At 73.7% G+C, this 25,102-nt stretch carries 14 protein-coding genes, 1 pseudogene and 1 riboswitch; of the genes and pseudogenes, 5 read left to right on the top strand and 10 right to left on the bottom strand.

All coding sequences use genetic code 11. From position 1 onward, the window contains the following. Positions 1 to 205 precede the first annotated feature (205 nt). Positions 206 to 1,349: pseudogene (locus ACIQVZ_RS38115) on the top strand (IS4 family transposase). 268 nt (positions 1,350 to 1,617) lie between these two features. Here ACIQVZ_RS38115 and ACIQVZ_RS38110 read toward each other — a convergent pair. Beyond that, complete coding sequence (locus ACIQVZ_RS38110; RefSeq protein WP_350875492.1) at positions 1,618 to 3,147, bottom strand: UDP-N-acetylglucosamine 1-carboxyvinyltransferase; 1,530 nt, start codon at positions 3,145 to 3,147, stop codon at positions 1,618 to 1,620. Between the two features lie 137 nt (positions 3,148 to 3,284). Further along, positions 3,285 to 4,493, bottom strand: coding sequence for a cobalt-precorrin-5B (C(1))-methyltransferase (locus ACIQVZ_RS38105; protein ID WP_402456614.1), 1,209 nt, complete (start codon positions 4,491 to 4,493; stop codon positions 3,285 to 3,287). 297 nt (positions 4,494 to 4,790) lie between these two features. Here ACIQVZ_RS38105 and ACIQVZ_RS38100 point away from each other — a divergent pair, with 297 nt between their 5' ends. Further along, entirely contained in the window at positions 4,791 to 6,530 is a 1,740-nt protein-coding gene (locus ACIQVZ_RS38100; RefSeq protein ID WP_402456612.1) for a TIGR03767 family metallophosphoesterase, read from the top strand. A 72-nt stretch (positions 6,531 to 6,602) separates the two neighbouring features. On the opposite strand, the gene ACIQVZ_RS38095 is transcribed toward ACIQVZ_RS38100, so the two are convergent. The 3 genes from ACIQVZ_RS38095 to ACIQVZ_RS38085 are packed head-to-tail and all read right to left on the bottom strand — an operon-like array spanning position 6,603 to position 10,071. Continuing rightward, a complete protein-coding gene (locus ACIQVZ_RS38095) occupies positions 6,603 to 8,123 on the bottom strand; it encodes a precorrin-2 C(20)-methyltransferase (protein ID WP_402456610.1) in 1,521 nt (506 codons plus the stop codon). Beyond that, on the bottom strand, positions 8,120 to 8,746 hold the full coding sequence (locus ACIQVZ_RS38090; protein WP_402456608.1) for a precorrin-8X methylmutase: 627 nt from the start codon (positions 8,744 to 8,746) through the stop codon (positions 8,120 to 8,122). Before ACIQVZ_RS38090 ends, ACIQVZ_RS38095 begins: the two co-directional genes overlap by 4 nt. Continuing rightward, a complete protein-coding gene (locus tag ACIQVZ_RS38085) occupies positions 8,743 to 10,071 on the bottom strand; it encodes a hypothetical protein (protein WP_402456606.1) in 1,329 nt (442 codons plus the stop codon). The genes ACIQVZ_RS38090 and ACIQVZ_RS38085 overlap by 4 nt, the downstream gene beginning before the upstream one ends. Before the next feature lie 167 nt (positions 10,072 to 10,238). After that, positions 10,239 to 10,324: riboswitch (cobalamin riboswitch) on the top strand. A gap of 304 nt (positions 10,325 to 10,628) precedes the next feature. Here ACIQVZ_RS38085 and cobN point away from each other — a divergent pair. Continuing rightward, positions 10,629 to 14,279 (top strand): cobaltochelatase subunit CobN, encoded by a 3,651-nt coding sequence (cobN, locus tag ACIQVZ_RS38080; RefSeq protein ID WP_402456604.1) that lies wholly within the window; start codon positions 10,629 to 10,631, stop codon positions 14,277 to 14,279. Positions 14,280 to 14,368: 89 nt separating this feature from the next. Further along, positions 14,369 to 16,075, top strand: a complete 1,707-nt coding sequence (gene lnt / locus ACIQVZ_RS38075) for an apolipoprotein N-acyltransferase (protein WP_402456603.1) — start codon at positions 14,369 to 14,371, stop codon at positions 16,073 to 16,075. A gap of 90 nt (positions 16,076 to 16,165) precedes the next feature. Here the strand turns inward: lnt and ACIQVZ_RS38070 are convergent, their stop codons facing one another. The 4 genes from ACIQVZ_RS38070 to gdhA form a co-directional block, all read right to left on the bottom strand. Beyond that, positions 16,166 to 16,930 carry a VOC family protein gene (locus ACIQVZ_RS38070; RefSeq protein WP_350875475.1) on the bottom strand — a complete coding sequence of 255 codons (765 nt, stop codon included), beginning with the start codon at positions 16,928 to 16,930 and terminating at the stop codon, positions 16,166 to 16,168. 76 nt (positions 16,931 to 17,006) lie between these two features. Continuing rightward, positions 17,007 to 17,915, bottom strand: coding sequence for an NADP-dependent oxidoreductase (locus ACIQVZ_RS38065; RefSeq protein WP_402456601.1), 909 nt, complete (start codon positions 17,913 to 17,915; stop codon positions 17,007 to 17,009). Positions 17,916 to 18,158: 243 nt separating this feature from the next. Beyond that, positions 18,159 to 19,028: a GyrI-like domain-containing protein gene (locus ACIQVZ_RS38060; RefSeq protein WP_402456600.1), complete on the bottom strand. Its 870-nt coding sequence runs from the start codon at positions 19,026 to 19,028 to the stop codon at positions 18,159 to 18,161. Positions 19,029 to 19,166: 138 nt separating this feature from the next. Next, positions 19,167 to 20,555, bottom strand: a complete 1,389-nt coding sequence (gdhA, locus tag ACIQVZ_RS38055; RefSeq protein WP_350875470.1) for an NADP-specific glutamate dehydrogenase — start codon at positions 20,553 to 20,555, stop codon at positions 19,167 to 19,169. 348 nt (positions 20,556 to 20,903) lie between these two features. On the opposite strand from gdhA, the gene ribA reads away from it, so the two are divergent. Further along, the gene (ribA, locus tag ACIQVZ_RS38050; RefSeq protein WP_402456598.1) at positions 20,904 to 21,533 is read left to right on the top strand and encodes a GTP cyclohydrolase II; all 630 of its coding nucleotides are present in this window, start codon (positions 20,904 to 20,906) and stop codon (positions 21,531 to 21,533) included. Between the two features lie 20 nt (positions 21,534 to 21,553). On the opposite strand, the gene ACIQVZ_RS38045 is transcribed toward ribA, so the two are convergent. Beyond that, the gene (locus ACIQVZ_RS38045) at positions 21,554 to 24,991 is read right to left on the bottom strand and encodes a hypothetical protein (RefSeq protein WP_402456597.1); all 3,438 of its coding nucleotides are present in this window, start codon (positions 24,989 to 24,991) and stop codon (positions 21,554 to 21,556) included. Between the last annotated feature and the right edge of the window lie 111 nt (positions 24,992 to 25,102).

The following is a 25,102-nucleotide window of genomic DNA, read 5'->3' as shown; positions in this document are numbered from 1 at the left end:
AGTTGCGCTCGCGTCACGCACCACGGTTTACCGGAACTGGACCCGCTGCGAAGGTAAATCGCGCAGATTGATCACGACCGAATACGCGCCCTAGGCGCAATGCTGGTGACTTTGGGGTGCCTGTCTCGTTGGGTGTGGTGTGGCGAGAGTGGGGCAGGTCAAGTCGCCTGCGAGTGAGCGGTTGTCGGACCGGATCGCGATCGGGGTGCTGACCCAGGCGTTTCCGCCGGGTCTGGTCGATGAGGTGATCGCCGAGACCGGACGGGGTGAGAAACGCAGCCGTCTGCTGCCGGCGCGGGTGGTCGTGTACTTCGTCCTAGCGATGTGCCTGTTCTTCGGGCAGGGCTACGAGGAGGTCGCCCGGCTGCTGGGCGAGGGGCTCGGAGACGGGCGGCGGTCGTGGCGGGTGCCCACGACCGCCGCGATCGGCCGCGCCCGCCAACGGCTCGGCGTCGAGCCGCTGAAGATACTGTTCGCACGGGTGTGCCGCCCGCTGGCCGTGCCCGGGACGGCGGGCGCCTGGTACCGGCGCTGGCACCTGGTCGCCGTGGACGGCACCACCCTGGACCTGGCGGACACCGAGGCCAACGACACGCACTTCGGCCGCCCCGGCACAGGACGCGGCATCGGCGCGTTCCCGCAGGCCAGACTGGTGGCACTGGCCGAGTGCGGCACCCACGCCGTCATCGAAGCGGAGACCGGCCCGCTGTCGGCCGGCGAGCAGACGCTCGCGCGCCGGCTGTTCGCCCACCTGCGGGAGGGCATGCTGCTGCTGGCCGACCGCGGCTTCTACGGCTTCGAGCTGTGGCAGGCCGCCCGGGCCAGCGGCGCGGACCTGCTGTGGCGGGTCCGCACCAACGCCGCCCTGCCCGTGCTGCGGCTCCTACCTCAGCACCGTCCACGCCGAACCGGACCACAAGAGCCGCCGCAACCCCGTGACCGTGCGGGTCGTCGAGTACACCCTGGCCCGCACCGGCGACGCGACCGTCTACCGGCTGGTCACCACCCTCCTCGACCCCGCACAGGCGCCGGCCCGCGAGCTGGCCGCGCTCTACGCCCAGCGCTGGGAGATCGAGACCACGCTGGACGAGATCAAGACCCACCAGCGCGGCCCCAAGCTCGTCCTGCGATCGAAGTACCCCTGGGGCGTGGAACAGGAGATCTACGGGTTCCTCCTGGTCCACCACGCCATCCGGCGGCTGATGCACCAGGCCGCCCTCAGCGAGGGCCTGGACCCCGACCGCCTGTCCTTCACCCGCAGCCTGCGGGTGGTTCGCCGCCAGGTCCCCGCCCAGGCGGCGCTTTCCCCCCGGCACACTCGCCCGCGCACTGACCCGCACCCTGGCTGAGATCACCGAACGCCTCCTGCCACCACGGCGTCAGCGATCCTGCCCACGCGTCATCAAACGCAAAATGTCCAACTGGCCCCTCAAACGCGCCCAACACCACAACTGGCCACCACCCGCTCCCGCCACCGTCACGATCACCCAGCGAGACAGAACTTAAGTCACCAGCATTGCCGCTAGGCCCTGTCCGGCCGATCGAACCAACCGGGCCGACCGGGCCCAACGCATGGGGCCGGTCGGCCATCTGACCGCCGTTCAGGTCCGGATCGAATCAGATGTCGCGGAAGGTCTCGATCTGCGCGCCGATGGAGTTGAGGCGCTCGGCGAGGTCCTCGTAGCCGCGGTTGATGACGTAGACGTTGCGCAGGACGGAGGTGCCCTGGGCGGCGAGCATCGCAAGGAGGATGACGACCGCGGGGCGGAGCGCCGGCGGGCACATCATCTCGGCGGCGCGCCAGCGGGTGGGGCCCTGGACCAGGACGCGGTGCGGGTCGAGGAGCTTGACGTCGGCGCCGAGGCGGGTCAGCTCGGTGAGGTAGATCGCACGGTTGTCGTAGACCCAGTCGTGGATCATCGTGGTGCCGTGGGCGGCCGCGGCGATGGCCGCGAAGAACGGCACGTTGTCGATGTTGATGCCGGGGAACGGCATCGGGTGGATGGTGTCGATCGGCGCGGTCAGCTTGGACGGGCGCACGGTGAGGTCGACCAGGCGGGTGTGGCCGTTGTGGGCCCGGTACTCGGGGGTCCGGTCGTAGTCGAGGCCCATCCCCTCCAGCACCGCGAGTTCGATCTCCAGGAACTCGATCGGCACCCGGCGGATCGTCAGCTCGGAGGAGGTGACGACGGCGGCGGCGAGCAGGCTCATCGCCTCCACCGGGTCCTCGGCCGGGGTGTAGTCGACGTCGCAGGTGATCTCCGGGACGCCGTGGACGGTGAGGGTGGTGGTGCCGACGCCCTCGATCCGCACGCCCAGCTTCTCCAGGAAGAAGCACAGGTCCTGGACCATGTAGTTGGGCGAGGCGTTGCGGATGACGCTGACGCCGTCGTGCCGGGCGGCGGCCAGCAGGGCGTTCTCGGTGACGGTGTCCCCGCGCTCGGTCAGCACGATCGGACGGTCCAGCGGGGTGCCCGGCTCGACCGAGGCGTGGTAGGCGCCGCCGGTGGTGGCGACCTCCAGCCCGAAGCGGCGCAGCGCGGTCAGGTGCGGCTCGACGGTGCGGGTGCCGAGGTCGCAGCCGCCCGCGTACGGGATGGCGAAGCGGCTGGCGCGGTGCATCAGCGGGCCGAGGAACATCAGCACGCTGCGGGTGCGGCGGGCCGCCTCGACGTCCATCGCCGCGAGGTCGAGCTCGGCGGGCGGGGTGAGTTCGAGGTCGCGGCCGTCGTTGGTCCAGCGGCTCTTGACGCCGATGCTGGTGAGCACCTCGAGGATGCGGTAGACCTCTTCGATCCGGGCGACGCTGCGCAGCGTGGTGCGTCCGGTGGTCAGCAGTGAGGCGCAGAGGATCGCGACGCAGGCGTTCTTGCTGCTGCGGACGTCGATGGCGCCGGAGAGCCGGGTGCCGCCGGCGACCCGCAGGTGCATCGGGCCGGAGTAGCCGAGGGAGACGATCTCGCTGTCGAGGGCTTCGCCGATGCGCGCGATCATCTCAAGGCTGACGTTCTGCTTGCCCTGCTCGATGCGGTTGACCGCGCTCTGGCTGGTGCCGAGGGCCTCGCCGAGCTGCGCCTGGGACCAGCCGCGGTGCTGGCGGGCGGTACGGATGAGGGTGCCGATACGGGTGAGGTAGTCGCCTGTCACTCGCCAGACCATATCTCATGGTTGAGATGACGACAGAGCCGGGGGTGGGCGTGACACTCCTTTTGTCCGTTTCTCGTCCCGTATGAACGTCAGATCTTCACATCACCAGGCGGTATTGCCGCGATTCTGTGAGAGCGTCACGGCCCGAGCGGCTCCGCCCGGCCGACGACGGTGCCCGCGCGGTCGATGCAGATGACGTCCACCGCCACCGGCGAGCCGAGCAGCACCCCGAGCGCCGTCGCCCGCGCCGCCTCGGCGACCAGATCGCCCAGCGGCACCCCGACCGCCCGGCACAACTGCACCGCCTCCAACCCGGTGTTGGCGGCGGCCACCGCCTCGGCCAACACCGGGCCGGCCCCGCCGCGCCGCGCCAGTTCGGCCAGGTACCCCTTGTCCACCTGGGAGCGCGCCGAATGCAGGTCGAGGTGACCGGCCGCGAGCTTGGACAGCTTGGCGAAGCCACCCGCGATCGTCAGCCGGGGCACCGGGTGGCGCTTGAGGTACTTGAGGACGGCGCCCGCGAAGTCGCCCATGTCGAGCAGCGCGTCCTCGGGCAGTCCGTGCACGGCGACGGCGACCTTCTCGGAGGTCGAGCCGGTGCAGCCGGCCACGTGGGTGCGGCCCGCCGCCCGGGCCACGTCCACGCCGCGGCGGATGGAGTCGATCCAGGCGGAGCAGGAGTAGGGGACGACGATGCCGGTGGTGCCGAGGATGGACAGGCCTCCGAGGATGCCCAGCCGTGGATTCCAGGTGGAACGGGCGATCTCCTCGCCGCGGTCCACGGAGATCTCGACCACCACGTCCCCGCTGCCGCCGTGCGCGGCGGCCACCTCCGCCACGGCGTCGCGGATCATCTGCCGGGGCACCGGGTTGATCGCGGGCTCGCCGACGGGCAGCGGCAGGCCCGCCTTGGTGACCGTCCCCACCCCGGGGCCGGCCCGGAACACCACTCCGGCGCCGGGCTCGCCGGCCCGCACCGTCGAGCGGATCAGCGCGCCGTGGGTGACGTCGGGATCGTCGCCGGCGTCCTTGACCACGGCGGCCATCGCGCTCGCCGGCCCGGGCGGGACGGCGGCCCGGCCCCCGAAGGCGAGAGCCCTGACGGCGAGGACCCCGCCCCCGGCGGTCAGTTCATCGGCGGCGAGGGCGAAGGCCGGCTGCTGGCCCTTGGGGAGGGTGATGGTCACCGGGTCCGGGAACTCACCGGTCAGCAGCGCGGTGTACGCGGCCTTGGTGGCGGCGGTGGCGCAGGCGCCCGTGGTCCAGCCGTGCCGCAGGCCGCTGCTCTTCAGCTGGCCGGCCCGGCCCCCCGCCTCGGCTCCCGCTTCGGCTCCCGCTTTGGCCACCTGCGTCTCGCTTCCGGCTCCGTTGAGGTGCGGCCGCACCGGCCGTCGGTACCGATTTTCCCCCATTCGCCCGGCCGCGCCCCGACCGGGGGCGGTGGAGCAGGGCCCCGCGGCCCGGTGTCCGAGTCGGGGAGCGGCCGCTGCCCCGCGTTCCCGAAGAGTTCTCCGCACGAGCCTCGCACCCCACCCCTACCAGTGAGTAATCTGGCGGTCCGCCAGAGGCGGGTTCATGACACGGGGTCCGGTGTCCGGGTTGTCCGGCCGGGCCATCAGCATGTGGGGGTTTTTGTGGCAGGGATGAGTCGGCGTACGTTCCTCACCGGTACGTCGGTGGCCGCCGCCTGGTCGGCCTTGTCGCTGGGCGGCGGGCAGTTCGCCTCGGCGGCGGAGCGCGAGCGCGCACTGGCGGCCACCGCCGCGCGGGCGGTCAGGACGACGGGCACCACGCTCGACCAGGTCGCCACGCCCGTCGGCACCGGCGGGTACAAGCGACTGACGGCCGGGCCGGGCTGGCCCCTGGTGGTGCGCGGCGACCTGGCGGCGCCGGGCACCGGGCGGGACGACCGGCGGACCGGGCTGGCCAGCTTCGTCCAGTTCAGCGACCTGCACCTGGTGGACACCGAGTCCCCGGTGCGCTTCGAGTACCTGGCCCGGTTCAACGGCAGTGCGTACCGGCCGCAGGAGGCCCTGAACGCCCGCGGCGTCTCGGCCCTCGTCGAGCGGGTCAACGCGCTCGACGGCGGCCCCTACACCGGGATGCCGTTCAGCATGGTGATGGCCACCGGCGACAACACCGACAACCACGAGCAGGCCGAACTCGACTGGTACCTCACCGTCATGGGCGGCGGCCGGCTCGCCCAGAACACCGGTGACCCGAACCGCTACGAAGGCGTGCAGAACTCGGGCAACGCCGCCTACTGGAACCCCGAACTCGCCTACAACGACGGCTACAAGGCGAAGGGCTTCCCGCGGATACCGGGCTTCCTCGACGCCGCCGGCCGGCCGTTCGACGCCCCCGGCCTGCGTACGCCCTGGTACACGACGGTCGGCAACCACGACGACAGCCTTGAGGGCTCGCTGCCGGACCTCGGGCTGCTGAACGACCTCTACACCGGCCAGCACAAGCTGGAGGGCTGCGACGACGCGGACGCGGCCCAGCTGATGGACTCGCTGCGCCGCGACCCGGCCGGCGCCGCGCTCCTGCTCGCGAAGCTGCTCGCGAGCGGCGACGCGGTGCGCCGGATCACCCCGGACGAGCGCCGACGGCCTTTCACGCTCAAGGAGTTCGCCAAGGCCCACCTGAACCCGGCACACACCGGCGCGGGCCCGTACGGACACGGTTTCACCTCGGACATGGTGAGCAGCGGCAAGCTCTACTACACCTTCCGCGTCTCGGAGAAGGTGGTCGGCATCAGCCTGGACACCACCAACCAGGCCGGATTTGCGGACGGCTCCCTGGGCACCGCGCAACTGCGCTGGCTGGAACAGCAGTTGAAGGCGCACAGCGGGCACTGGTACGACACCGACGGGCGCAAGGTGACGGGCGGCAGCACGGACGAGGTGATCCTCCTGTTCAGCCACCACACGAGCACCACCATGGGCAACCTGCTGCCCGACCCGCGCAACATCTTCGAGAAGCGGCACGACGGCAACGAGCTGGTGGCGCTGCTCCAGCGCTACCCGAACGTGATCGCGTGGGTGAACGGGCACACCCACATGAACAAGGTCACGGCGCACGGCCACGCGGTGCCGGAGCGGGCGTTCTGGGAGATCAACACCGCCTCGCACATCGACTACCCGCAGCACGGGCGCATCATCGAGATCGCGGACAACGGGGACGGCACGCTCTCCCTGTTCACGACGCTGATCGAGTCCTCCGCTCCGTACGGCACGGACTTCGGCAGCACCTCGGACGCCAACCTCGCCGCGCTGTACCGCGAGCTGTCGTACAACGACCCGAACGGCCGGCCGGCGGCACTGCTGGGCGCGGGCGAGGACCACAACACGGAGCTGGTGATCACCAAGCCGACCCGGTAACAGAAAACAGATGACAGCTAACAGATGATGAAATCTGTTAGCTGTCATCTGTCAGTCGTCAGTTGTCGCCCGTCACGACTCCGGGTACCGCCGCGGCGTCCAGACGACCTCCACGCCACCGCCCCGCTCGACCGCCTGGGTCTGCGAGGAGCCGATCAGCAGGATCGTCCGCATGTCGACCAGCGCCGGATCCAGCTCGCCCAACCGGACGATCCGCACGCGCTCGGTCGGCCCGCCGACGTCGCGCGCCATCACCACCGGCGTCTCGGGCGCGCGGTACTCCAGCAGCAGGTCCCGGGCGAGGGCGACCTGTGTGGTGCGCGACTTCGATCCCGGGTTGTAGAGCGCGAGCACCAGGTCCGCCTCGGCCGCCGCGCGCAGCCTGCGGGCGACCACGTCCCAGGGCTTGAGCCGGTCCGACAGCGACACCACCGCGTAGTCGTGCCCGAGCGGGGCACCGGCCCGGGAGGCGGCCGCGTGCGCCGCGGTCATCCCCGGGACGATCCGCACCGGAACGTCCCGGTAGGCCTCCTCGCAGGCGACTTCCAGGACGGCGGTGGCCATCGCGAAGACGCCCGGGTCGCCCGAGGACACCACCGCGACTTTGTGCCCGCGTCGGGCCAGTTCGAGGGCGTACTCGGCACGCTCGGACTCCACCTTGTTGTCCGAAGCGTGCCGCCGCTGCCCCGGCCGCTCGGGCACCCGGTCCAGGTAGGTGGTGTAGCCGACCAGGTCGGTCGCCTCGGCCAGGACGCCGCGCGCCTCGGGGGTGAGCCAGAGCGGCCCGGCCGGTCCGGTGCCGATGACGGCCACCGCGCCCGCGCCGTCCGTCCGCCGCTCCACCGGCTCCAGCGGCGCGACCTTGCTCGGCAGCACCGCCACCGAGAAGTACGGGACGGTCTCGCCCTCGACCTCCGCGAGCGGCAGGATGCGCTCCCCGTCCATGAACGCGCGCTCGACGTACTGCGCGTCGTCGAGCCGGCCGGCCCGCTCCAGCGCCCGCCGGACGGCCGGGAAGGTGCGCCCCAGCTTCATGATCACGGCGGAGTCGGCGGCGGCGATCCGCGCCGTCAGCTCCTCCTCGGGCAGCGTGCCCGGGATGACGGTGAGCGTCTCCTCGGCCTCGGTCAGCGGCTGGCCCAGCCGGGCGGCCGCGGCGCTGACGGAGGTCACGCCCGGCACCACCTCGGTCGGGTAGCGGTGCGCGAGCCGCTTGTGCATGTGCTGGTACGAGCCGTAGAACAGCGGGTCGCCCTCGGCGAGGACCACGACGTCGCGGCCGGCGTCCAGGTGGGCGGCCAGCCGGGCGGCGGCCTCCTCGTAGAAGTCGTCCAGCGCGCCCCGGTAGCCGCCCGGGTGGTCGGTGGTCTCGACCGTGATCGGGTAGACCAGCTTCTCCTCGATCTGACCACCCGTCAGATAGCGCTCGGCGATCGAGCGCGCGATGGACCGGCCGTGCCGGGCGCTGTGGTAGGCCACCACGTCGGCCTTGCCGATGAGTTCGGCCGCCCGGACGGTCACCAGCGACGGGTCGCCGGGGCCGAGCCCGACCCCGTAGAGTCGGCCAGTACCAGTGATCTGACGATCCGTCACTCTTCTTCGCTCGCAATCGCGTTGACGGCGGCGGCGGCGATCGCACTGCCACCGCGCCGGCCGCGCACCACCAGGTGCTCCAGGCCGGACGGGTGCGCGGCCAGAGCCTGCTTGGACTCGGCGGCGCCGATGAAGCCGACCGGGACGCCGATCACCGCGGCCGGGCGCGGCGCGCCGGCCTCGATCATCTCCAGCAGCCGGAACAGCGAGGTCGGCGCGTTGCCGACGGCCACCACCGCGCCTTCCAGCCGGGGCAGCCACAGTTCCATGGCGGCGGCGCTGCGGGTGTTGCCCATCTTCCGGGCGAGCTCCGGCACGGACGGGTCGGTGAGGGTGCACACGACCTCGTTGTCGGCGGGCAGCCGCTTGCGGGTGACGCCGCTCGCCACCATGTTCACGTCGCACAGGATCGGCGCCCCGGCCCGCAGCGCCGCGCGCGCGGAGGCGACCACGCCCGGCGAGTACACCAGGTCCTCGACCAGGTCGACCATCCCGCAGGCGTGGATCATCCGCACCGCGACCTGGGAGACGTCCGCCGGGAGGGCGGCCAGGTCGGCCTCCGCACGGATGGTGGCAAAGGACTGGCGGTAGATGGACGCGCCGTCCTTCTCGTACTCGATCACTTCGTGGTCCTCCTGGCCTCGGCGACCGCCTCGGCCATCTCCTCGTTCGTCACGTCCACGGCCGCCCCGGCGGCCGCCGGACCGTTCACCGTCACCCGGTAGCCCTGCCCGGTGGCGAGCACGTCCACCCACCGCCCGGCCGGATGACCGCAGCGTCGTTCACACCCCGACCAGTGCACCGGGAGACCGGCGGTCGGAAGGCCCACCACCGGCAGGCTCCCGGCGACGGCCGCATCGAGCGCCCGCGCCGCGTCGAGCGCCCGCGCCGCATCGGCCCGGACGTCGGTCCGCGACTTGGCGCACCCCGGCAGCCCGGTGCAGGCGGTGGCCCGCTCCCAGGGCGAACCGGGCGCGGTCCGGAACCCGGCCGCCGCCAGCGCGGGCAGCCGGTCGGCCGGCGCCCCCGGCAGCACCGCGCCGCGCCAGGGCGTCAGCCGGATCTCCCCGGCACAGGCGCCCGCGAGTTCCCGCCACTGCGCGGCACCGGCCCGGCCGAAGCGCATGCCCACCGACAGCCCGCCCGCCACGGCCCCGCCCGCCGGCGTGGCCAGCCGGCCGACCGTGGGGAACGGGCCGACCGTGCGGACCACGCCGACCGCGGGCGCGGCCCCGGCGAAGGCGGGCACCGACACGGGCCCGGCCGGCAGCAGCTCGGGGACCTCGCGCAGGTGCCAGGCCTTGCGCCCGCTTTCCCGCAGCGCGTGCAGGAAGGCCCGAGCCGCGTCGAGCACGGCCGTCACCTCCTGCCCCGCCGGCACCGGACGCCCGTGGGCGGCCCGTCCCAGGCGCAGCAGCGCCGACCCGTCCGGGCCTGCGATCAATGTCACATCGGCGTCGAACGCGGCGACGTCGCCCCGCCCGTCGTCCAGCGCGAACAGGAACTTGCCGGAGAGCCCGGCCGCCCAGTCGCTCGCGCACAGCCGCGCGTCCAGTTCCCGCACCCAGGCCTGCACGTCGGCGAAACCGTGTCCGTCGAGCCCGGCGAGCGGGGAGGCCACGATGTTGCGGACCCGTTCGTGCGTGTCCGAGGGCAGCAGGCCGACGGCGCGCAGCCGTTCGGCGAGTTCGGCCCCGCAGTGCGAAGCCAGGCCGCGGAGTTGGACGTTGCCGCGGGAGGTGGTCTCCAGTTCGCCGTCGCCGAGCGCCTCGGCGGCGTCGGCCAGCGCCAGCGCCTGACGCGCCGTCAGCAGACCGCCGGGCAGGCGGACCCGGGCCAGGGCGCCGTCGTCGGCCGGGTGTAGACGAAGGGCCCCTGGGCAGGCGTCCGCGCGCCCCCGGTCGGGCACCGCGGCGCCCGGCGCGGTGGCGTCGGGTGTCGGTGGCATGGGCGCGAGCATACAGATGATCCGATCGGTTGCCTTTGTCCGTCGCCTCACACCCCGGGCGCTCCGGGCGGCCTCCCCGGGATCGCCCTCCCCCAGGTCAGCCGCACCCCGTACGATGCTGGCGGACGGTCCCCGCGGACCGTCCGCACGCCAGCGACGGCGCAGGGGAGGAAACCGGTGCAAGCCCGGTGCGGTCCCGCCACTGTGACCGCGGTTCACCGGGAGACCGGACGGCCGCGGGAGCCAGGAACTCCTGCCGTCCTCCACCGGCCCGGGGCGCGGACCCCGAGGAAGGCTCGAAGAGCAATGCGCTGCCGCATGCCCGTGCCCGGGTCCCCGGGCGCCTCACGCCCGCCCGACTGCGGGCGTTTCGCCGACGCCTCGGCGCTCCTTCGGTCGCCGGCCACACGCCGTCGTTCGCCTTCGCCGGCCACACGCCGCCGCACTCCTTCGCCGGTCGCGTGCCGCGCGCTTTCGTCCGTCGCTCGTCACTCGTCACTTTCCACGCCGGCGCGCCCTTCGGCTCAGGGCGGCTCCGAGGCCGGGAGGGCCTTCGCATGATCCTGCTGCTGTCGACGTCCGACACCGACCTGCTCAGTGCCCGCGCCGCCGAGGGCCCGGTCCGCTACCGGCTCGGCAACCCGGCCCGGCTCACCCCCGAGGACCTGCCCGCACTGCTGGAGGGCACCGACCTCGTCGTGGTGCGCCTGCTCGGCGGTCGCCGCGCCTGGCAGGAGGGCCTGGACGCGCTGCTGGCCGGCCCCCGCCCGGTGATCGTGCTGACCGGTGAACAGGCCCCCGACGCCCAGCTGATGGAGCTGTCCACCGTCCCGGCCGGCATCGCCGCCGAGGCGCACGCCTACCTCGCGCACGGCGGCGCCGCCAACCTCGCCGAGCTGGCCGCCTTCCTCTCCGACACCGTGCTGCTGACCGGCCACGGCTTCGCCCCGCCCGCCTCCGCCCCGGCCTGGGGGCCGCTGGAGCGCGAAGCCCGCACGCAGGACGGCCCGACGGTCGCGGTGCTCTACTACCGCGCCCACCACATGAGCGGCAACACCGCCTTCGTCGAGACGCTCTGCCAGGCGATCGAGGACCAGGGCGCGCAGGCCAGGGCCTACTACTGCGCCTCCCTGCGCGGCGCCGAGCCCGAACTGCTGGCCGCGCTCGGCGAGGCCGACGCGCTCGTCACCACCGTGCTCGCCGCCGGCGGCACCCGCCCGGCCGACGCGCAGGCCGGCGGCGACGAGGAGGCCTGGGACGCGGGCGCGCTCGCCGCCCTGGACCGGCCGATCCTCCAGGCGCTCTGCCTCACCTGGTCGCGCGCCCAGTGGGAGGCCAGCGACGACGGCCTGTCCCCGCTGGACACCGCCACCCAGATCGCGGTGCCGGAGTTCGACGGCCGGCTGATCAGCGTCCCGTTCTCCTTCAAGGAGCTGGACGAGGACGGCCTCACCGTCTACGCCGCCGACCCGGAGCGCGCCGCCCGGGTGGCCGGCACCGCCGTCAAGCACGCCCGGCTGCGACACATCCCGGCCGCCGAGCGCCGCCTCGCGCTCGTGCTGTCCGCCTACCCGACCAAGCACGCCCGGGTCGGCAACGCCGTCGGCCTGGACACCCCGGCCAGCGCGATCCGCCTGCTGAACCGGCTGCGCGCGGAGGGCATGGACCTGGGTTCGGACCTGCCCGGGCTGGACGGCACGAACGGCGGCTCCTCCGATGCGCCCCAGGACTCCTCGCTCGACGCCTCCCACGAGGGCGACGCCCTGATCCACGCCCTGATCGCGGCCGGCGGCTACGACCAGGACTGGCTCACCGAGGACCAGCTGGCCCGCAACCCGGTGCGCATCCCCGCCGCCGACTACCGCCGCTGGTACGCCACGCTCCCCCAGGCGCTGCGCGAGCAGGTCGAGGAGCACTGGGGCCCGGCCCCCGGCGAGCTCTACGTCGACCGCTCGCAGAACCCGGACGGCGACATCGTGCTGGCCGCGATCCGCTCCGGGAACCTGCTCGTCCTGATCCAGCCGCCGCGCGGCTTCGGCGAGAACCCCGTCGCCATCTACCACGACCCCGACCTGCCGCCGAGCCACCACTACCTGGCCGCCTACCGCTGGATCGAGGCCGCGCAGGCCGACGGCGGCTTCGGCGCGCACGCCGTCATCCACCTCGGCAAGCACGGCAACCTGGAGTGGCTGCCCGGCAAGACCGCCGCGCTGTCCGCCGAGTGCGGCCCGGACGCCGTCCTGGGCGATCTGCCGCTGATCTACCCGTTCCTCGTCAACGACCCGGGCGAGGGGACCCAGGCCAAGCGCCGCGCCCACGCCACCCTGGTCGACCACCTCGTCCCGCCGATGGCCCGCGCCGACTCCTACGGCGACATCGCCCGCCTGGAGCAGCTGCTGGACGAGCACTCCAACATCGCCGCGATGGACCCGGCCAAGCTGCCCGCGATCCGCGCGCAGATCTGGACCCTCATCCAGGCCGCCAAGCTGGACCACGACCTCGGCCTGGACGAGCGCCCCGAGGACGACGGCTTCGACGACTTCCTGCTGCACGTCGACGGCTGGCTGTGCGAGATCAAGGACGCCCAGATCCGCGACGGCCTGCACGTCCTCGGCCAGGCGCCGGCCGGCACCGACCGGGTCAACATCGTGCTCGCCATCCTGCGCGCCCGCCAGATCTGGGGCGGCGTCAGCGCGCTGCCGGGCCTGCGCGAGGCGCTCGGGCTGGACGAGGCCGCGCTCACCCTCGGGGCCACCGACGCCGCCGAGGCCCAGGCCCGCGCCCTGGTCGAGGCCATGGAGGCGCAGGACTGGGCGGTCGAGGCGGTGGAGAAGGTCGCCGCCGGGCTGCCGGAGGCCGTCCACGAGGTGCTGACCTTCGCCGCCACCCAGGTGGTACCGCGACTGGCCGCCACCACCGACGAGCTGGACGCCGTGCTGCACGCGCTGCGCGGCGGCTTCGTCCCGGCCGGGCCGTCCGGCTCGCCGCTGCGCGGCCTGGTCAACGTGCTGCCGACCGGCCGCAACTTCTACTCCGTCGACCCGAAGGCCGTCCCGAGCAAGCTCGCCTGGGAGACCGGCCAGGCGCTCGCCACCTCGCTGGTCGAGCGGTACACCGCCGACAACGACGGCGCCTACCCGCCCTCGGTCGGGCTGTCGCTGTGGGGCACCAGCGCGATGCGCACCGCCGGTGACGACATCGCCGAGGCCTTCGCCCTGCTCGGCGTCCGCCCGGTCTGGGACGACGCCTCGCGCCGGGTCACCGGCCTGGAGCCGATCACCCTCGCCGAGCTGGGCCGCCCGCGCATCGACGTGACGCTGCGCATCTCCGGCTTCTTCCGCGACGCCTTCCCGCACGTGGTCGCCCTGCTGGACGACGCGGTGCGTCTGGCCGCCGCCCAGGAGGAGCCCGCGGAGCAGAACTTCGTGCGCGCCCACGTCCAGGCCGACCTCGCGGTGCACGGCGACGAGCGCAAGGCCACCGTCCGCGTCTTCGGCTCCCGCCCTGGCACCTACGGCGCGGGCCTGCTCCAGCTGATCGACAGCCGGGACTGGCGCACCGACGCCGACCTGGCCGAGGTGTACACGGTCTGGGGCGGCTACGCCTACGGCCGCGGGCTGGACGGGCGGCCGGCCCGCGAGGAGATGGAGACCGCGTACAAGCGGATCACCGTCGCCGCGAAGAACACCGACACCCGCGAGCACGACATCGCCGACTCGGACGACTACTTCCAGTACCACGGCGGCATGGTGGCCACCGTCCGGGCGCTCACCGGCAAGGCGCCGACCGCCTACATCGGCGACTCGACCCGCCCGGAGACGGTCCGCACCCGGACGCTGACCGAGGAGGCCGCCCGCGTCTTCCGCGCCCGGGTGGTCAACCCGCGCTGGATCGAGGCGATGCGCCGGCACGGGTACAAGGGCGCGTTCGAGATGGCCGCGACGGTGGACTACCTGTTCGGCTACGACGCCACGACCGGCGTGGTGGCGGACTGGATGTACGAGAAGCTCACCCAGGAGTACGTGCTCGACCCGGTCAACCGGGAGTTCCTGACCGGCGCCAACCCGTGGGCGCTGCACGGGATCAGCGAGCGGCTGCTGGAGGCGGCCAGCCGCGGGCTGTGGGAGCAGCCCGACCCGGAGCTGATCGCGCAGTTGCAGGCCGCGTTCCTGGAGACCGAGGGGGACCTGGAGGGCGACGAGGGCTGAGTCACGGGGGTGGCCACCGGTGTTCCCGTAGCCCATTCGGGTGACAGGAACACTGGTGGCGTAGTCCGTCCAAGCGGACAATACGGGGCATGCCCCGCCGCCTCGCCCTCACCAGCCCCGCCCGGCGCACGCCGCACCCCTCGCACCCCGAGCAGCCCGAGCAGCCCGAGCACTCCTCGGATCCCGGGCACCCCCGGCGCCCCGAACCTCCCGGGCACTCCGAGCACGGCGAGCACTCCGAACCCGGCGGGCAGTCCGAACCCGGCGGGCAGTCCGGACACGGCGGCCAGCCGCAGGCGCACCCGCACCGCTACCGGGCGCGGTTCGGCGCCCTGGCGGCCGGGGCGGTACCGGTGCTCGCCTTCCCGGCGCCGGGGCAGGCCTGGCTGGCGTGGGTCGCGCTCGTCCCCGGGATGCTGCTGATGCAGCGCGCGCCCGGCGGGCGGGAGGCGGCGGTGCGCGGGTGGTGGTTCGGGGCGGGCTTCATCCTGACCGCGATGTACTGGCTGGTCCCGTCCATCGGGCCGGGGCTACCGGTGCTCGCCGTGCTGTTCGGGGCGCTCCAGGGCGGCTTCGGGTACGCCGTCCACCGGCTGCTGCACCCGCCGCTGACCGGCCGTCGGGCGCTGCTCGCGCTGCTCGTTGTCCCGGCGGTCTGGGTGACCACCGAGTACGCGCGCTCCTGGGACGCGCTCGGCGGGCCGTGGGCGCTGCTCGGCGCCACCCAGTGGCAGCACCCGGCGATCCTCGGACTGGCCTCGACCGGCGGGATCTGGCTGGTCAGCGCGGCCGTCGCGGCCGCCAACACCGGGGTGCTGATCGTCCTGACCGCCGTGCACCGGCGACCGCGTGCCCTTGCGGCGCTGACCACCGTCCTGGTCCTGGCCGCCGGCCCGCTGCTGTTCGCGCTGCGCGACGCCCCCGCCCCGGCCGGGGCGGTCACCGTCGCGCTGATCCAGCCCGGCATCGTGGACGACCCGCAGGCCCGGTTCGAGGCCAGCGCCCAGGCCACCGCCGCGCTCGGCGGGCAGCCGGTGGACCTGGTCGTCTGGGGCGAGAGCAGCACCACCGCCGACCTCGACCGCGACCCGGCCGCGCTAGACCAGCTGCGCCGGCTCTCCGCCGTCACCGGGGCGCAGATCATCGCCGGGGAGGACGCCCGCAAGGCGGACGGGCGGATCTCCAAGGACGCGGTGCTGGTCTCCCCCGCGGGCGTACTGGACCGCTACCGCAAGATCCGGCTGGTGCCCTTCGGCGAGTACATCCCGCTGCGGCCGGTGCTCGGCTGGATCGCCGGCGTCAGCCGGGCGGCCGGCGAGAACCGGGCGCCCGGCACCGCCTTCCACGTCCTGCCGGTCACCGACCGGGCCGGCGGACCGCTGCCGGTCGGCGCGCTGATCTGCTTCGAGTCGGCCTTCCCCGACCTCGCCCGCACCGCCGCGCGGGACGGCGCCCGGGTGCTGGTCTACCAGTCCTCCACCTCGACCTTCCAGCACACCTGGGCACCCGAACAGCACGTCTCGCTGGCGGCGATCCGGGCCGCCGAGACCGGCCGGCCGGCCGTGCAGGCCTCGCTGACCGGGGTGTCGGCGGCCTTCGACGCACAGGGCCGCGAGCTCGCCCGGCTCGGTACCGACGGCACCGGCGCGCTGACCGTCCGGCTGCCGCTCACCGAGCCCGGGACGCTGACCTGGTACGACCGGATCGGCGACGTGGTGCCGATCAGCGCGCTGCTCGTCACGGCGGGCGCGACGGCGGCGGCGTGGCGTTCCAGCCGCGGTCGGCGCCCGGCGTGAGGGCGGAGGCTACGCCCGCCGGGAGGACGGCGGGGTCCTCGGCAGGGGCGTGAGCAGGGACGTCGACAGGGACTTGGTCTCCGGTGGGGGTCAGCCCTCGGCGCCCGCCAGGTGGACGCCGAACGACGCGCCCTGCGGGTCGCGCAGCACGGCGATCCGGGGGCCGCCCGGCACGTCGGTGGCCGCCATCAGCACGTCCGCGCCGAGGCCGCTCGCCCGGGCGACGGTGTTGTCGACGTCCGCGACCGAGAAGTACGGCAGCCAGTGCGGCGGCACCTGCGGCGGGAAGCGGTCGTCCATCACCAGCATGCCGCCGAAGTCCTCGCCGCCCAGGCCCCACTGGGTGTACTGCTCGGACGGGCTGACGGACCAGCCGAAGACCGCCGGGTAGAAGGCGGTCGCACCGGCCGGGTCGCGGGTGAGCAGTTCCACCCAGCCGAGCGCGCCCGGCTCGTTGAACACCCCGGCGCCCGCGAACGCGCGGGCCTGCCAGAGCAGGAAGACCGCGCCGGAACCGTCCCCGACCACCGCGAAGCGGCCGAGGTCGGACGCGTCGGTGGGCTCCTTCAGGACCTTGCCGCCGGCATCCTCGACCTTCGCGACGGTGGCGTCGGTGTCGGTGACCGCGAAGCAGGTCGACCAGGCGATGGGCTGCTGCGGTGCGAACCGCGGGCTGACGGCGGCCGCCGGGGCGTCGCCGAGGAACATCTGGGTGTAGCCGTTGGCCTCGGGGCGCACATCGGCCTCGGCCCGCCAGCCGAACAACTCGCTGTAGAAGGTGCTGGCGGCGGCCGGGTCGGAGGTGCCCAGCTCGACCCAGCAGGGGCCGCCGATGGTCACGGAGTTCTGCTTCATGGCTTCTTCTCTCGACTTCTTCTCTCGGTTCTCGATCTCTCGGTCTGAACTGACTGATCGTCACTCTTGTTGTGGGTCAAGCGACTTCGAGTACCACCTTGCCGCGGGCGTGGCCGGATTCGACGAAGGCGAGCGCCTCGGCGGCGCGGTCCAGCGGGTAGCGGCCGGTGACGTGCGGATCCAGCTCGCCGGCGGCGACCAGGGCCGCCAGCGCGGACAGGCTCTCGGAGGTCGTCGAGCGGGTGATGTAGCGGCCGCCGAGTTCGGCCACGGTGGCCGGGTCGGCGGTGCTGACCAGGTCCGTACGCTCCTCGCGCACGGGGGCGGCGGCCCGCAGGGCATCGCCCCCGACCAGGTCGAGGATGCCGTCGACGCCGTCGGGCGCCGCGGCCGCGATCCGTTCGACGACGCCGTCGCCGTAGCGGACCGGCACCGCCCCGAGGGACTCCACGTACGCGCGGTTGGCGTCGCTCGCGGTGCCGAGGACGGTCAGGCCGCGACTGCGGGCGATCTGGGCGGCCGCGCTGCCGACACCGCCGGCGATGCCGAGGATCAGCAGCGTCCGGCCGGCGCCGAGGCCGAGGTCACGGACGGCGTCGTCCGCGGTGGCCGCCGACACGGGCAGGACGGCGACCTGGTCGAATCCGACGCCCTCGGGCTTGAGGGCGCTCAACTCGGCGTGCAGCAGCGTCTGTTCGGCATAGGCACCGGCGGCCGCGAGGCCGAACACCTCATCGCCCGGAGTGAACCCGGTGACCCCGGGGCCGACTTGCAGGACCACGCCCGAGGCCTCCTGGCCCATGACGGCGGGGAGTTCGCGCTCCCGGCCGAGCAGGCCCGTGCGGATCTTCCAGTCCACCGGGTTCACCCCGGCCGCACCGACCGCGATCGCCAGTTGCCCGGGGCCGGGCTCCAGCACCGGGCGGTCCAGGAACTCCTGTGTCTCCGGCCCGCCGTAGTCGACGAAGCCGAATGCCTTGGCCATCGGTGATCCCACTCCTCGGGTAGCGGCTGCGATCCCCCGTCCTCCCCCGCCCCAGCATGCGGGCGGGGGAGGACAGGTGCGGGCGCTGCTGGGCCGAACGGGGGCGGGCGGGGCGGCGGGCGGCGGCAGTGGGCGTCGGCGGACGGCAGCGGGAGAACAAAAAACAGATGACAGATAACAGATTTCGAAATCTGTTATCTGTCATCTGTTTTTTGTCAGTTGTCAGCCGTCAACGGCCGCCCGTCAGCGCAGCGCCCGTGCCACCGGGATCCACAGCTGGGCTTCCGCCTGGCCGTCCGGCAGGAACCGGGTACGCAGGATCTCCGGCCCCGGCCGGAACTCGTACGGGTTGGACGGGAACCACTGCGTGAAGACGTCCCGCCACATCTCCTGGAGGGCCTTCGGGAAGGTCCCGGTGTTGGAGAAGGCCGCCCAGGTCCCCGTCGGCACCTCCCGAACGTCCAGGCCGTCCGGGACGACGGTGCCCGCGTCCGCCACCACCGCGTGGTAGTAGTCGAGTTCGACACCCTCCTCGCGACTCTCCGAGAAGAACTCGGTGACCGAGAGGATGCCTTCCGGCTCGCGGCCGGAGAGCGCCGAGATCCGGTCGACGGTCTCCTGGCCGAGCCCCTTGATGAACGAGGCGATGGCCGGGTTCACCCCCTCGTGCACCAGCGGGACCCGAGCCCGCCGACCGATGATCCGGAAGTCCGGCTGCTCGATGATCCGGTATTCCATACTGCTGCTTCCCTCCACGACGAGTCGGAAGGACATCCGGGGCTGGGACTTGAGCACCGCGCCCTCGCGCCGGGCCTCACCGGGCCCGACCCCGTGCATCGCCCGGAACGCCCGGGCGAACGCCTCCCCCGAGGTGTAGCCGTACCGGATCGCGACTTCCAGCAACGTCCGCTCCCCGCCGAGGACTTCGGCCCCGGCGACGGTCAACCGACGGCGCCGGACGTAGTCCGACAGCGGCATCCCGGAGAGCATCGAGAACAGCCGTCGGAAGTGGTACTCCGACGTCATCGCGATCCGGGCCAGCTCGGCGACCTCGACCTCCTGGTCCAGGTTCCGTTCGATGTGCTCCATCGCCCGGTTCAGGTGTTCCAGCACTCCGACCCCGTCCTTCCCTTACTGATCACCACCGTAGGAAGGACCCACCCTGCCGCACCCGACAATCGGTGCCCGCTCCGGTCGGGTACCGATCGCCGGGTGACGGCGAGTCGCGCCGTCGGCGCCGGCCGGCAGGGCTCAGATCAGGCCCTGGGCCAGCATCGCGTCCCCGACCAGCTCGAAGCCGGCGATGTTCGCGCCCACCACGTAGTCGCCCGGGTGGCCGTAGCGCTCGGCGGTGGTGAAGCAGGAGTCGTGGATGTGCTTCATGATCCCGGCCAGCCGCTCCTCGGTGCGGGCGAAGGTCCAGGAGTCCCGCGAGGCGTTCTGCTGCATCTCCAGGGCGCTGGTGGCGACGCCGCCCGCGTTCGCCGCCTTGCCCGGGCCGAAGGCCACCCCGGCTTCCTGGAACACCCGGACCGCCTCCGGGGTGGTGGGCATGTTGGCCCCCTCGGCGACCGCCAGCACCCCGCCCCGCACCAGGGCCAGCGCGTCCGTCCCGGTCAGCTCGTTCTGGGTGGCGCAGGGCAGCGCGACGTCGCAGGGCACGCTCCACACGCCCGGGCCCTCGACGAACCGGACGTGACTGCCGCGCAGTTCGGCGTAGTCGGCGACCCGGCCGCGCCGGACCTCCTTGACCTCCTTGAGGAGCGCGAGGTCGATGCCCTTCTCGTCCACCACGTAGCCGGTGGAGTCGGAGCAGGTGAGCACGGTCGCGCCGAGCTGCTGTGCCTTCTCGATCGCGTAGATGGCGACGTTGCCGGAGCCGGAGACGACGACCCGGCGCCCGTCCAGGCTCTCGCCGCGGCTGTGCAGCATCTCGGCGGTGAACAGCACGCAGCCGTAGCCGGTCGCCTCGGTCCTGGCCTGCGCGCCGCCCCAGCCGAGGCCCTTGCCGGTGAGCACGCCGGTCTCGTAGCGGTTGGTGATCCGCTTGTACTGGCCGAACAGGTAGCCGATCTCCCGGCCGCCGACGCCGATGTCCCCGGCGGGGACATCGGTGTGCTCGCCGAGGTGGCGGTACAGCTCGGTCATGAAGGACTGGCAGAACCGCATGACCTCGGCGTCCGAGCGGCCCTTGGGGTCGAAGTCGGAGCCGCCCTTGCCGCCGCCGATCGACAGTCCGGTGAGCGCGTTCTTGAAGATCTGCTCGAAGCCGAGGAACTTGACGATGCCGAGGTTCACCGAGGGGTGGAAGCGCAGCCCGCCCTTGTACGGGCCGAGGACGCTGCTGAACTCGACCCGGAAGCCGCGGTTCACGTGGATGTCGCCGGAGTCGTCCGTCCACGGCACCCGGAACATGAGCTGCCGCTCGGGTTCGCAGATCCGCTCGATGATCCGGGCGTCGACGAACTCGGGGCGGCGGGCGAGCACCGGCCCGAGGGTCTCCAGGACCTCGTGGACCGCCTGGTGGAACTCCGTCTCACCCCTGTTCCGGCGGACCACGTCCGCGTAGAGCGCCTCGATCACGCGCTGCTCGGCGTCGAAGGAGGTCGGGGAGGTGGCGGCGGGAGGGGTTGCGGGCATCTGATCAGGACCTTCCGTGGTCGTCGGTGCTCGTTCGCGAGGCATTCCCGTGCCCAGGAAACGGGGGAATCCTCGCAGTGTCCACGGTCCGGCTCCCGACGCATCCACATGCTGAAACCCCACGCATCGCGGACCGTACGATCCACCAGCGCCCTCGCGTCCGCACGGAGCCCGGCTGAACCACGGTCCGTAGTCGCATCGGGCACGGACAGTATTTAGTTGTTCAAATTGGAACTAACGAGTACGGTCATCGACATCCGATCCACCCCGGGCCACCCGGCCCGCCCCTCTCGACCCCATCGGTTCGTCGGTTCGCCGACCCATCTCCTCATCGACGGAGGCCCACCCATGCCGCAGCCCGGCCCCGCCACGGTGCGCTCGCGTGTGCGCATCCCGCTGACCTTCTCCGACGGCTACCGCGCCGAGGCGGAGGCCGTCACCTTCCACGGCCTCACCGACGGCGCCGAGCACCTGGCGCTCGCGTTCGGCGAGGTGCCGGAGGGCGGGACGCCGCTGGTGCGGCTGCACTCGGAGTGCCTGACCGGCGACGTCTTCGGCTCGGACCGCTGCGACTGCGGCCCGCAGCTGCGCGAGTCGGTCGAGCGGATCACCGAGGCCGGCGGCTACCTGCTGTACCTGCGGCAGGAGGGCCGGGGCATCGGGCTCTACAACAAGCTGGAGGCCTACTCCTTGCAGGACTCCGGATTGGACACGTACGACGCCAACACGGCGCTCGGCCTGCCCGAGGACGGCCGGGACTACACCGCCGCCGCCCAGATGCTCACCACCCTCGGCACCACCGGCATCGACCTGCTGAGCAACAACCCGGACAAGGCGCAGCAGCTGGCCGACCTCGGGATCACCGTGCGGCGGCGGGTGCCGACCGGCGTGCACCTGTCCGCGAGCAACGTGCGCTACCTGCGAGCGAAGGCGGAGCGGACCGGGCACTCGATCGAACTTTCCCGGCTGGTCGGCTGAGCCGGACGGCGACTGGACCGTCAGCCGCCCGCCCCCGTACCCGCCGCCCGTGCCCGGACCGTGCGCAGCAGCCCGTACCCCGCGAGCGGGAGCGCGACCAGCAGTGCGGCCCAGAACGCGCCGTGGCCCCAGAACTCCGCGACGGCCGCGAACTGCCCCTGGAACACCGGGATCCGCAGCGCCTCGACCGGGCCGAGCGGTCCGGGCCAGGCACCGAGCACCAGGGTGGCGGGGATCCAGCAGCCGAGGAGCGCCCGGGCGGTGCCCGGCGTCCCCAGGGTGCTCGCGAGGGAGACGACGGCCAGCAGGACGACGAACCCGGACTGGTAGGCCGCGCCGGTCCGGCCGGTCCCCCAGGAGTCCGGCGTCGGGTGGTGCCCGGTGGCCGCCAGCCGCACCTCGACCGCCGCCCACAGCAGCAGGGCCAGCACACAGGTGCTCCCGAGCGCGAACAGCGCACGGTCGCGGGCGCCCACGGGGCCCGGCCGCCACTGCTTGCCGTCCCACCGCGGCGCCGCGCCCCGCCCGGCGAGCCGCCGCCAGGCCTCCCGCACCTGCCGCCGGGCCTCGTGCGCGGGCTTCAGCAGCCGGTTCGCCGCGCGCTCGGTCAGCACGAGCGACGCCACGATCGCCGCCACCGCCGCGAGGCCGGCCCAACTTCCCATCCCGCCCTCGAACATGACCACCCGCTCGGTCACCGGTCTCGGCATCTTCAGGCCCGTCATCGGCGGTCCGAGCCGCAGGTAGCCGATGGCGAAGGCCCCGACTCCGGTCAGGGCCGCCGTGCCGAGGCCGACCCGGGCGGGGAAGAAGGCGAGGACGGCGGCGGCGACCAGCGCCGCTCCCAGTTGGCCGACCACCTGCTGCGCCGCGTGCTCGCCGGCCTTCTTCAACGGCCCGCCGAAGGCGCCGTCCGGCGAGATCTTGAGCTGGACCCCGGCCTCGACGGGGTAGCGGAACACCGCCCCCGCCCACAGCAGCAACCCGAGGGCGAGGAACAGCAGCAGCACGGCGCCCGCCCGGCGCGGGAGGCCGGTCCGGGCGTGCGGCCACCACGTCCGCAGCCGGGCCGCCCAGTCCACCGGTGTCCGTTCACGCCCGCCCTGCCACAACCGCCCCGGCCACCCGTCCCGGCTCTCCCGCCCTGCCCCGCCCTCCCGGCCGTCAGCGCCGTCGGATCGCGCGCCCCGGCCCCGGCCGCGCGGGCGCAGCGTCTCGGCGGCGACCAGGGCAGCGCGCCCGGCGTCGTCCCCCGGATCGGCGCCCACCGCCCGCCGCCGCAGCGCCGACCAGCGGCGCCGGACCGCCTCCGGCGCGGCGATCGGGTCCGGCGCGGGCCGGCGCGCCGCGGCGCGTACGGCCGTGCGGATCCCGGAGCCGGCGGCCAGGGCCGCGTCCACCACCACCGCCGCGACCAGGGCGGCGAGCTCCGCCGCCCGTTCGGGCAGCGGCAGCCGGTGCAGGGCGGTGGGCAGCGGCGAGAGCCGGCCGAGCAGCCGGTCGCGTTCCTCGGGGCGCACGCTCAGCCACACCACCAGCCGGTGTGCCTCCTCGCGCTCCTGCGGGCTGAGCCCGTCGCCGCCCCGCCGGCCGCCACCGACGGTGCGGGCGGCACGGTCCACTTCGGCCAGGACGTCCGGGAGTCGGGCCAGGGCGAGCAGTCGGGAGCAGTGTTCGCCGGAGCACTCGGGGTGGAAGCAGTCGTAGCGGGCGGCGACGGCCGGGGCGCCGCCCCGGACCAGCGCGTCGATGAACGCGGCGCCGTCCGGTTCGGTGGCGATGCGTTCCAGCCCGGGAGTGTCGATCGGGCGGTCGAGGTAGTAGGGGGTGGCGGAGGGGGCGAAGGCGGCGCCGAAGGCGAGCACCGCGAGGGCGGCCACGGCGTCGCGGCGGGAGCCGGGCGCCCGGGCGACGTCGGTCAGGTGGTGCAGGTCGAAGACGTTGTCCTGGACGTCGTCGCGCAGCCAGTCGCGCAGCCGCTCCGCTCCCCCGGCGGAGAGCCAGCGGGCCGCGTCGCCGGAGCGCCGGAGCAGGACCTCGGCGAGCTTGGCCGGGTCGGTGAAGGGGGAGCCGAAGAAGGTGATCGGCCGGTGGGTGCGGCCGGTGTCGGCCCGGGTCTGCCGCCGGACCACCGCGGGGCTGCCGCCGGCCAGCCAGCTGCGGACCTGCGGGGCGGTCCAGCGGTCCTCCGGATTCCTGGTGAACAGCCCTTGGAGGAGGAGCAGTTGGCGGGGGTCGGCGAGGGCGGACAGGTCGACCTCGTCCCCCAGGACCAGTTCCAGCTGGAGCACCTCGTCACTGATCAGCAGGCCGTCCGCGCCGAGGAAGCGGGGGCGGCCGGTGAACAGCTCGTACAGGATGTTGCCGAGCGCCCACCAGGGCCCGGCCTCGTGGTTGCGGCCGGCCAGGAGCTCGGGGGCCATGTACGGGATGGTGACGATCGTCTCGGGAGTGAAGCGGCGGCTGGCGGTGAGCCGGGCGACGCCGCCGAAGTCGGCTATCACGAACTCCCCGGGCGCGCGGCCGGGGCGGACCAGCACGTTGGCCGGTTTGAAGTCCAGCGGGTTGCGCTCGATCCGCCGTTGCCAGAAGTCGAGCAGGGCGACGAGCTCGTAGACGATCCGCTCGGCCTCCCGCGGGTCGGTGTGCCGGCCGCGCTCGCGCAGTTCGGCGAAGTGGTCGGCGAGGGTGACCGGCAGGTACTCCATCGCCACCCAGTCGAGTTCGGCGCCGCGGTGGCCGACCCGGCCGAAGTCGACGATGTGCGGGACGTGGCGGCGGTAGTCGTCGTTGCGCAGGTAGCCGAGCAGGTCGGCGTCCATGGACTGGCCGGCGGCCGTCACCTTCACCGCGGCCTCGCCGCCGCCGTCGGTGCGCCGGACGTGCCAGACGGTGCCCTCGGTGCCGGAGCCGGCCACGCCCAGCGGGTCGAAGCGGCCGCGCAGGGCGTCGGGGAAAGCGCCCGCGAACCGTCCGCCGGCGGGCCCCGCACCCTCCGGAGCCCCGCCCTTCGACGCCTCGCCCTCCGGAACCCCGCCCTTCGGTACCCCGCCCTTCGACGCCTCGCCCACGGGGCCCTCGCCGCTGCGGCTGGGCCCGGGGCCGACGTTGTCGGCCCAGCCGGGGGCGGCGGCGCGCCCGGTGCCCGCGCGCCGCTGGACCTTGGTCGGGGCATCCGGGTCGACCCGCTCCGGCGCGGCCCGCTGGACCCTGGTCGGGGCCTCCGGGTCGAAGCGGGCCCCGCCGCCCGGCGCCCGCCCGGTCGCGGCGTCGGGGTCCGTCCGGGTGTGCGGGACGGCGCCGAGCCGGGACGGCCGGTCCGGCACGACACCGAGGCGCCGCCCCCACGGCCGCCGGTCCGCCCTGGTCGGGGGATCGGTCCGGGATCCGGGGCCGCTCTCCGGCCAGGGGCCTGGTCGGTCGTCGCCGGCCGGGCCGGCGTCCTCCGGTGTGGCCATGGCGGCGCTCCCCTCCCCGTTTCCCGGGGCCGGCGCGGGGCCGTAGCCACGCGCCGCACGGCCCCGGGTGGTGATTTTGACGCGTCATCATCCCGCATGGTGGGCCGTGGT

The organism is Kitasatospora sp. NPDC098663 (assembly GCF_044760075.1).
GTDB lineage: Bacteria > Actinomycetota > Actinomycetes > Streptomycetales > Streptomycetaceae > Kitasatospora.
This window is presented reverse-complemented; position numbering and strand designations above follow the sequence as displayed.

What these genes read in the sequence shown, in the direction of transcription:
- ACIQVZ_RS38100 (WP_402456612.1), top strand. Translation starts at nt 4,791, where the DNA reads ATGAGTCGGCGTACGTTCCTCACCGGTACGTCGGTGGCCGCCGCCTGG.
- ACIQVZ_RS38085 (WP_402456606.1), bottom strand. Translation starts at nt 10,071, where the DNA reads ATGCCACCGACACCCGACGCCACCGCGCCGGGCGCCGCGGTGCCCGAC.
- cobN (WP_402456604.1), top strand. Translation starts at nt 10,629, where the DNA reads ATGATCCTGCTGCTGTCGACGTCCGACACCGACCTGCTCAGTGCCCGC.
- lnt (WP_402456603.1), top strand. Translation starts at nt 14,369, where the DNA reads ATGCCCCGCCGCCTCGCCCTCACCAGCCCCGCCCGGCGCACGCCGCAC.
- ACIQVZ_RS38070 (WP_350875475.1), bottom strand. Translation starts at nt 16,930, where the DNA reads ATGAAGCAGAACTCCGTGACCATCGGCGGCCCCTGCTGGGTCGAGCTG.
- ACIQVZ_RS38065 (WP_402456601.1), bottom strand. Translation starts at nt 17,915, where the DNA reads ATGGCCAAGGCATTCGGCTTCGTCGACTACGGCGGGCCGGAGACACAG.
- gdhA (WP_350875470.1), bottom strand. Translation starts at nt 20,555, where the DNA reads ATGCCCGCAACCCCTCCCGCCGCCACCTCCCCGACCTCCTTCGACGCC.
- ribA (WP_402456598.1), top strand. Translation starts at nt 20,904, where the DNA reads ATGCCGCAGCCCGGCCCCGCCACGGTGCGCTCGCGTGTGCGCATCCCG.
- ACIQVZ_RS38045 (WP_402456597.1), bottom strand. Translation starts at nt 24,991, where the DNA reads ATGGCCACACCGGAGGACGCCGGCCCGGCCGGCGACGACCGACCAGGC.